Origin of the sequence: Streptomyces albidochromogenes (genome assembly GCF_005981925.1) — a bacterium.
GTDB lineage: Bacteria > Actinomycetota > Actinomycetes > Streptomycetales > Streptomycetaceae > Streptomyces > Streptomyces albidochromogenes.
In genome coordinates this window covers 1-7,752 of the sequence record NZ_VBVX01000293.1, presented here as the reverse complement: position 1 = coordinate 7,752, position 7,752 = coordinate 1, and the positions used below count along the sequence as shown (strand labels likewise).

Here is a 7,752-nt window from a genome sequence, read left to right as displayed (position 1 = left end):
GCCGGAGACCGCGTCTCAGTCGCCGGACGGGCGTCTCCGGCACCTCCCGCGACCGGCTACGCTCCGGCTCGTGGCTGAGATCCAGATTCCCGCTGACATGAAGCCCGCCGACGGCCGTTTCGGCGCGGGCCCCTCCAAGGTGCGTACGGAGGCGCTGGACGCCCTGGCCGCCACCGGCACCTCCCTCCTCGGTACGTCCCACCGCCAGGCCCCGGTCAAGAACCTGGTCGGCTCGGTGCGTGACGGCGTACGCGACCTCTTCCAGCTCCCCGAGGGCTACGAGGTGATCCTGGGCAACGGCGGTTCCACCGCCTTCTGGGACATCGCGACCCACGGCCTGATCGAACGCAAGTCCCAGCACCTGAACTTCGGCGAGTTCTCGTCGAAGTTCGCGAAGGCCGCCAAGCTGGCGCCCTGGCTGGACGACCCGACCGTGATCGCCTCCGACCCCGGTACGCACCCGGACCCGCGGGCCGAGGCGGGGGTGGACGTGTACGCGTTCACCCACAACGAGACCTCGACCGGTGTCGCGGCGCCGGTCAAGCGCGTCGAGGGCGCCGACGCCGGCTCCCTCGTCCTGGTCGACGCCACCTCCGGCGCGGGCGGCCTGCCGGTCGACATCGCCGAGACCGACGTCTACTACTTCGCCCCGCAGAAGTCGTTCGCCTCCGACGGCGGCCTGTGGATCGCGGTCTTCTCCCCCGCCGCCCTGGAGCGCGCCGCACGCGTCCACGCGTCCGGCCGCCACATCCCGGAGTTCTTCAGCCTGCCCACGGCGATCGACAACTCCCTCAAGAACCAGACGTACAACACCCCCGCGCTCGCGACCCTCTTCCTGCTGGACGACCAGCTGAAGTGGATCAACACGCAGGGCGGCCTCGACTGGTCGACCCGCCGCACCGCGACCTCGGCGGCCAACCTCTACGGCTGGGCCGACGAGTCGAAGTACGCGACGCCGTTCGTCACCGACCCGGCGAAGCGTTCGCAGGTCATCGGCACGATCGACTTCTCCGACGAGATCGACGCCACGGCGGTCGCCAAGGCGCTGCGCGCCAATGGCATCGTCGACACCGAGCCGTACCGCAAGCTGGGCCGCAACCAGCTGCGCGTGGCGATGTTCCCGGCGATCGACCCGGCCGACGTCCAGGCCCTGACCGCCTGCGTCGACTACGTGATCGAGAAGCTGTAGCGGTACGCCGACGAGCAGTCGGCGAGGGGCCCGGCGGACACTGTCGCCGGGCCCCTCGCCGTACCCCGGCCGCGCCGGGCGCACCGGCCGGCCGTCGAACCCCGGGTATCGGACAGCCCGTTCCGGTGCGCGGCCGATATCCGCTCTACCCAGGCCGGGCCCCGCTGCCTACAGTCCGAAGGGTTCCAGCGCGCCTCGGCCGACGGCCGGAGGGAACCGCTTGAATGTTTGACATGCCCATGCCCATGCCCATGCACCCATGCCAGAACCCGAGGACCCGCGCCACCACGTCACAGTTCCTTCGGTTGGACCCCCCAAGTTCGCCCGACGACCGATCGGAGCACCATGCCCAGACGCACAAGACGGCAGCGAGCGTTACTCGTCGGCGGTGCGGCCGCCGCGATGCTCGCCTCCACCCTGACCGCACACAGCGCCTCGGCGGCGACGGACCAAGGGATCGTCGCGCCGCCCGACAAGATCGTCATCGAGATAGCGACCGTCAACGGTTCGGGCTGTCGCCAGGGAACGGCCGCCATCGCGGTCTCCCCCGACAACACGGCCTTCACCGTCACGTACAGCGACTACCTCGCCCAAGTGGGCCTCGGCGCGAAGCCGACCGACTTCCGCAAGAACTGCCAGCTCAACCTGATCGTGCACGTCCCGCACGGCTTCACGTACGCCGTCGCCAGCGCCGACTACCGCGGCTACGCCCGCCTCCAGCCGGGCGCCACGGCCGTACAGAAGGCGTCGTACTACTTCCAGGGCTCGCCCGACACCGCGTCGAGGAGCCATCCGTACGCCGGGCCGTACGACAACAACTGGCAGGCCACCGACGAGACCGACTGGGGACAGCTGGTCTGGGCGCCCTGCGGAGTGAAGCGGAACTTCAACATCAACACCGAACTGCGCGTCAACGCCGGTACGTCCGACCCGACCCGCACCAACAGCTTCATCGCGATGGACTCGACGGACGGCGACATCAAGACCATCTACCGGCTGGCCTGGAAGGAGTGCCCGGCCTAGTCGCGACCGGGGTGGGTCCGCCCCCCTCCCGGGCCCACCCCTCCGGCTCCGCGTCAGCGGCTCAGCGCCTGGAACCGGCGTACCGCCAGCGGCAGGAACACCGCTGTGATCACCAGCGGCCAGACCACCGCCATCAGCACCGCGTTCTCCTCGATCCACGTGCCGCCGCTCACCGGCTGCCCGAACAGCTCGCGGGTGGCGGTGACCGTCGACGACACCGGGTTCCAGGCCGCGACCGGCCCCAGCCAGCTCGGCATCAGGGACGGCGCCACGAAGATGCTGGAAATCATCGTCAGTGGGAAGGCCACCGCGTAGAGGCCGCCGGCCGCCTCGGCGTTGGGGACGAGCAGCCCCAGCCAGACGCCCACCCAGATCAGGCTGAAGCGCAGCAGCAGGAGCAGCCCGAAGGCCCCCGCGGCGGCCGGCGCGCCGCCCTCGGCCTCCCAGCCGATGAGCAGGGCCGTCACCCCCAGGATCGTCAACTCGGCGCAGGCGACCAGCAGATCGGACACACCGCGCCCGGCCGCCACCGCCGACGGCGCCATGGGCATCGAGCGGAAGCGGTCGATCACGCCCTTCGTGGAGTCCGTGACCACGGCCATCGTGGTGCCCATGAACCCGAAGGCCATGGTCGAGGCGAACATCCCGGGCATCAGGAACTCCCGGTAGTCCCCGTCGCCGGGCACCGCCATCGCCTCGCCGAAGACGAATCCGTACAGCAGAACGGAGACGATCGGGAAGCCGAGCTGCCAGACGATGGTGACCGGCTGGCGCTGGTAGTGGGTGAGGGTGCGCCGGGTGACGTTCCAGCAGTCCGCCAGGGCCCAGTACAGCCGCCGTTCGGGCCCCGCGGGGTACAGATCCCCGGGGTGGGGAGCCGCAGGATTCGGATCCGTTTCCCGCTTCTCGGTCTCCTCGGTCTTCACGGTGCTCACGCCGCCGCCTCCAGTTCCGCACGGTGTCCGGTCAGGCGCAGGAACACGTCGTCGAGGCTGGGCCTGCGCAACCCGATGTCCTCCACCGCGATCCCCTCGTCCTGGAGGGTCCGCGCCACCTCCGTCAGTGCCGCCACCCGGTCGTCGACCTGCGCGTGCGCCCGCAGCGCCACCTCGTCCGTCTCCGGTTCGGTGACCGAGACACGGGCGATCACCCGGGCGGCCGCGGCCAGGTCCGCCGCCCGGGCGACGACGACTTCGACCCGGTCGCCGCCGACCCGGTTCTTCAGGCCGTCCGGGGTGTCGTCGGCGATGGCCCGCCCCCGGTCGATGACGGTGATGCGCGAGGCCAGCTTGTCGGCCTCCTCCAGGTACTGGGTGGTCAGCAGTACGGTCGTACCGCCCGCCACCAAGGCCCGTACCGCGTCCCACACCTCGCCCCGCCCGCGCGGATCGAGCCCGGTGGTCGGCTCGTCGAGGAACAGCACGCGCGGGGCGAGGATCATCGACGCGGCGAGGTCGAGCCGGCGCCGCATCCCGCCGCTGTACGCGCCCACGCTCTTGTCGGCCGCGTCCACCAGGTCGAACCGCTCCAGGAGTTCGCCCGCCCGCGCCTTCGCGCGCCGCCCGCCCAGATGGAAGAGGCGGCCGAACATCTCCAGGTTCTGCCGCCCGGTCATGACCTCGTCGACCGCCGCGTACTGGCCGGCGAGGCCGATCCGGCGGCGTACGAGCCGAGGGTCGCGGGCCACGTCCACGCCCGCGACCTCCGCCCGGCCGCCGTCGAACCTCAGGAGCGTGGCCAGGGCGCGTACGGCGGTCGTCTTGCCGGCTCCGTTGGGGCCGAGCAGGCCGTGCACGGTGCCGGCACGGACGGCCAGGTCGAAGCCGTCGAGGGCGAGCTTGTACGCGCCGCCCCCGGCCGTCTTCTTCTCCGCGTACCGCTTCCGCAGTCCTTCCGCCCGCACGGCGTAATCGGTGGCACTCACCAAGGGATCCCTTCGCTCACGGCACACTGACGATCGAGCAACTGAGTACGGCGTACCCGATTGAGAGTACACCGTACTCAGTTCATGCGGAGCGGATTTAGAGTGAGCCCATGAAGAAGACGACCGGGCCGGGCGACACCAGCACCACCAGTGGCAGCGGCGACATCGGCCGCAGCCTCGAACTGCTCTGGGGTACGGGCGAGCGCCCCACCCGCGGCCCCAAGCCCGGCCTCACGCTCGACCGCATCGTGGCCGCCGCGATCGCGATCGCGGACGCGGAGGGCATCGACGCGGTGTCGATGCGCCGCCTGTCGACCGACCTCGGCACGGGCACCATGTCGCTGTACCGCTACGTACCGGGCAAGGCCGAACTCCTCGACCTCATGCTCGACCGCGTACAGGGCGAGCCGCTCGACGCCGTCGACGCCCGGGAGCCGGCGGACTGGCGGACGGCCATGGAGTCCATGGCCCGCACCCATCTCGCACTGCTGCGGCGCCATCCGTGGCTGCTGAAGATCAACCAGGCGCGCACGGTCCTCGGACCGAGCGCGGTGCGCGGCCTCGAGATGTCAGTGGCCGCGCTCCAGGGCATGGGGCTCCGCGACCAGGAGCTGATCTCCTCGATCATCGCGGTCCAGAGCTTCGTCGTCGGCGTCGCCCGGATGGAGGCCGAGGCCGACGAAGCGGCGAAGGAGACGGGGCAGAGCCACGAGGAGTTCTGGGGAAGCCAGATGCCGTACCTGGAGCAGGCCATGGCGAGCGGGGAGTTCCCGCTGGTCGCAGCTCTGGACGAGGACGCCTTCGACACCGGCTTCGACCACTTCGCGTTCGGGCTCCGCCGGTTGGTGGCGGGGTTCGAGGTGCTGGTAGCAGAGCGCGCGGGACAGCACTGACGGGCGGCCTCAGGGCGTGCCGGTCGCCACGGCCGGCTCCGGCCCCTCGTCCCGCTGCGCCACCCGTGCGTTCAGGATGAGCACCACGCTCGCCGCCATGATCCAGGCCCCCAGCAGCACCGGCGTGGCCCAGGCGCTGAACGGCGCGCCAAGCGACAGCACGGCCACCACGAACCCGAACCACCCGAGCCACATCGGCACGGCCCGCGACTCGCGCGCCACCCGCCACACCGCGAACAGCAGCACCGCCGCGCCGAACATCGCCGCGATCGTCGCGAGGTAACCCACGTTCAGGAGCAGGATCGCCAGGAACGCCGTCTGCGGGCCGACGCGGAGCACGTCGGAGGTACCGACCGTGATGGCGAACGCGGTCCCGGTGATCGCCGCGACCAGCAGCAGCACGGTGAAGACCGTGCCGCCCACCAGGACGAGGTGCGAGCGGTTGCCCGCCAGGCGCGACAGGGCGACCAGGAAGAACACGAACAGCAGGCCCGCCACCAGCAGCAGCACCGCCGACGTCTCCGCCAGCGCCTGATTGCCGTCCTTGGAGTAGAAGCGCACGACGTGCCTGATCGCGCCCCGCCCGGTCGTGTCGGGCGTACGCATCAGCAGGATGTGACCGGCGATCAGCAGCCCTCCGGCCACCAGCCCGGCGATCCCGGGCCACAGGTCGCGGTGCGGGGCGGGCTCCGGGTGGGACGCGGCGGGGGTGTGCACGCTCTGCGACGCCATGATCGTGGCCTCCCACGTGGCATGAACATCCGTCCCCGAGCCGTCGGTCCCATTCTGTCACCGGGGGACGGCCGCCGCGCGGCCTCAGAAGCGGGCGTGCGCCGTGATGTCCGCGTCGAACTGGTCGATCATCGCGGGCGTCACCGTCGGCCGGCACTGCCCGATGGCCGCCAGGTAGTCCTCCGTGCTCGCGCCGAGCGCGCGCGGATCGCCCGCACCCGCTCCGATCTCCGCCAGGTCCCGCTCGAACGCGGCCTGGGCGGCGATACGGGCCGCGTGCTCGATGTCGGCCGGCGTGAACAGCTCGCTCGCCTCCACCAGCCGGGCCACGTCCACATCCGCCCTGCCGTCCGTGTACCGGGCCCAGATCGCCGCCCGGGCCGCCGTGTCCGGCGTACCGATCGGAATCAGGTAGTCGAACCTGCCGGGCCGCAGGAACGCCGGGTCGAGCGACCGGATCGAGTTGGTGGCGCACACCAGCAGACGCTCGTCACCCTCCCGGAAGCCCGGTATGAGCTTGAGCAGCTCGTTGGTCACTCCGTGCATGCCGCCGGGCTGCGCGGGCTCGGTCCGTACCGGAGCGATCTCCTCGACCTCGTCGATGAAGACCAGCACCCGCTCCAGCTCCGCGATACGGGCGAACGCGTCCCGCAGCGCCGCCGCGAGGTTGCCCTCGTCGGCCAGCCGCGACGGCAGCAGCTCGACGAACGGCCAGCCGAGCTTCGACGCGATGCCCCTCGCGAACGTCGTCTTGCCGGTCCCGGGAGGCCCGAAGAGCGCGACAGCGCGCGGCGGCCGCACCCCGTGCCGGGCGGCGCGTTCCGGCTGCGCGAGCGGCAGTACGACGCGCCGCTCGATCAGGTCCTTCTCCGCCTCCATGCCGGCCACCTTCGCCCAGAGGTCGCTGGGCAGGAAGCGCCCGCCGAGGTCCTCCAGGAGGTTGGCGGACGGGCCGTGGAGCGGCTCCACCTTCTCGAAGTACGCCACGGCGGGCCGGCGCGTGTACCCCGCGTTGAGCAGGCCCTCACCGAGCAGGTCCTCCTCGGGCAGCACGTACGCGATACGCCCCACCCGGGCGGCGACGAGCCGCCGCTCCAGCTCCACGAGCAGCGCACTGGCCAGCCCACGGCCGCGCCACGCGGAGGAGATCGCGATGCGCATCACCCAGGCGCGCTCCCCGGCGACGCAGGCGAGCGCCGCACCGATGGGAACGCCCTGGTGGACGGCGACGACGGCGGGCTGCCGCGACGTGAGCGCACCGATGCACTCGGCGAGCGAGAACACCGACTCCTGCCCGAGCTCGGCCGTGGTGTCGATCAGGTGGACCACTGCCGCGAGATCGCTCTCGCGGTAGTCGTGGATGAGCCAGTTCACCGGTACCGCCCCTCGTAGGTGCTGTTCCGGTGAGGCTAGGGGCGCGTGTGCGACGGGTCCTGCGCCACGGTGCACAAAGCGCGGGGGGAAGTCGGACGATCCGTCGGTTGCGGGGGCCTCGCGTTCCCGGGCCCGGAACGGGCCGATGGCCCCCCGCCCGCTCACGCGGTACGGAAGGCCATCGGCTCATGAGGCGCCGAGGTCGGACAGGCGGTCCGCCTACTCGGGCAGGAACCCCTGCTGGCCGCTCATCGAGCCCTCCTGCCGGCTCTGCTCCTGCAGCCGCTGCGCCTTGTCCTGCAGCTTCTGACGCTCCTGCGGATCGGTCGCGCGCTCCGCCGCCTGCCTCAGCTGCTCGGCCTTCTCACGCATCTGCTGCACACGGCCACTGGATTCGCCTGCAACGCTCATCGTCACTCCTTGACGTTGGGGAGAGCGGGTCCCCTTCAGCGAACCAGGGCTTCGTCACCCTCGCACGCCGAACGGTCACCCTCCGTTAGAACGCACCTATGACCGCCGCATCAGCCGCTTCAGCCCCAGGTACGCGGCGAGGACGCCGCCGATCACGACGAGCCCGAGGGTGACCTTCCCGTCCCCACCCCCGGCGTCCCCGCTTC

The 7,752-nt window shown here is 71.3% G+C and carries 8 protein-coding genes; 3 read left to right on the top strand and 5 right to left on the bottom strand.

Features of this window, described 5'->3' with window-relative positions:
• Positions 1–70: 70 nt before the first annotated feature.
• Both serC and E2E34_RS27740 read left to right on the top strand, forming a co-directional pair.
• Positions 71–1,189 carry a phosphoserine transaminase gene (gene serC / locus E2E34_RS27745; RefSeq protein WP_138904636.1) on the top strand — a complete coding sequence of 373 codons (1,119 nt, stop codon included), beginning with the start codon at positions 71–73 and terminating at the stop codon, positions 1,187–1,189.
• A 345-nt stretch (positions 1,190–1,534) separates the two neighbouring features.
• Positions 1,535–2,212: a DUF4360 domain-containing protein gene (locus tag E2E34_RS27740; protein WP_138904635.1), complete on the top strand. Its 678-nt coding sequence runs from the start codon at positions 1,535–1,537 to the stop codon at positions 2,210–2,212.
• Between the two features lie 53 nt (positions 2,213–2,265).
• Here E2E34_RS27740 and E2E34_RS27735 read toward each other — a convergent pair whose 3' ends face one another.
• The gene (locus E2E34_RS27735; RefSeq protein WP_425573419.1) at positions 2,266–3,147 is read right to left on the bottom strand and encodes an ABC transporter permease; all 882 of its coding nucleotides are present in this window, start codon (positions 3,145–3,147) and stop codon (positions 2,266–2,268) included.
• Positions 3,144–4,136: an ATP-binding cassette domain-containing protein gene (locus E2E34_RS27730; protein WP_138904634.1), complete on the bottom strand. Its 993-nt coding sequence runs from the start codon at positions 4,134–4,136 to the stop codon at positions 3,144–3,146. Before E2E34_RS27730 ends, E2E34_RS27735 begins: the two co-directional genes overlap by 4 nt.
• 110 nt (positions 4,137–4,246) lie before the next feature.
• On the opposite strand from E2E34_RS27730, the gene E2E34_RS27725 reads away from it, so the two are divergent.
• Entirely contained in the window at positions 4,247–5,029 is a 783-nt protein-coding gene (locus E2E34_RS27725; RefSeq protein WP_138904633.1) for a TetR/AcrR family transcriptional regulator, read from the top strand.
• Between the two features lie 9 nt (positions 5,030–5,038).
• Here E2E34_RS27725 and E2E34_RS27720 read toward each other — a convergent pair whose 3' ends face one another.
• From E2E34_RS27720 to E2E34_RS27710, 3 genes are all read right to left on the bottom strand, one after another.
• Positions 5,039–5,761: a hypothetical protein gene (locus E2E34_RS27720; RefSeq protein WP_138904632.1), complete on the bottom strand. Its 723-nt coding sequence runs from the start codon at positions 5,759–5,761 to the stop codon at positions 5,039–5,041.
• 84 nt (positions 5,762–5,845) lie between these two features.
• The gene (locus E2E34_RS27715; RefSeq protein WP_138904631.1) at positions 5,846–7,135 is read right to left on the bottom strand and encodes an ATP-binding protein; all 1,290 of its coding nucleotides are present in this window, start codon (positions 7,133–7,135) and stop codon (positions 5,846–5,848) included.
• A gap of 219 nt (positions 7,136–7,354) precedes the next feature.
• On the bottom strand, positions 7,355–7,546 hold the full coding sequence (locus E2E34_RS27710; RefSeq protein ID WP_138904630.1) for a DUF6381 family protein: 192 nt from the start codon (positions 7,544–7,546) through the stop codon (positions 7,355–7,357).
• Positions 7,547–7,752 lie beyond the last annotated feature (206 nt).

Coding starts and splice junctions, on each gene's coding strand:
- E2E34_RS27725 (WP_138904633.1), top strand. CDS start 4,247: ATGAAGAAGACGACCGGGCCGGGCGACACCAGCACCACCAGTGGCAGC.
- E2E34_RS27720 (WP_138904632.1), bottom strand. CDS start 5,761: ATGGCGTCGCAGAGCGTGCACACCCCCGCCGCGTCCCACCCGGAGCCC.
- E2E34_RS27710 (WP_138904630.1), bottom strand. CDS start 7,546: ATGAGCGTTGCAGGCGAATCCAGTGGCCGTGTGCAGCAGATGCGTGAG.
- E2E34_RS27740 (WP_138904635.1), top strand. CDS start 1,535: ATGCCCAGACGCACAAGACGGCAGCGAGCGTTACTCGTCGGCGGTGCG.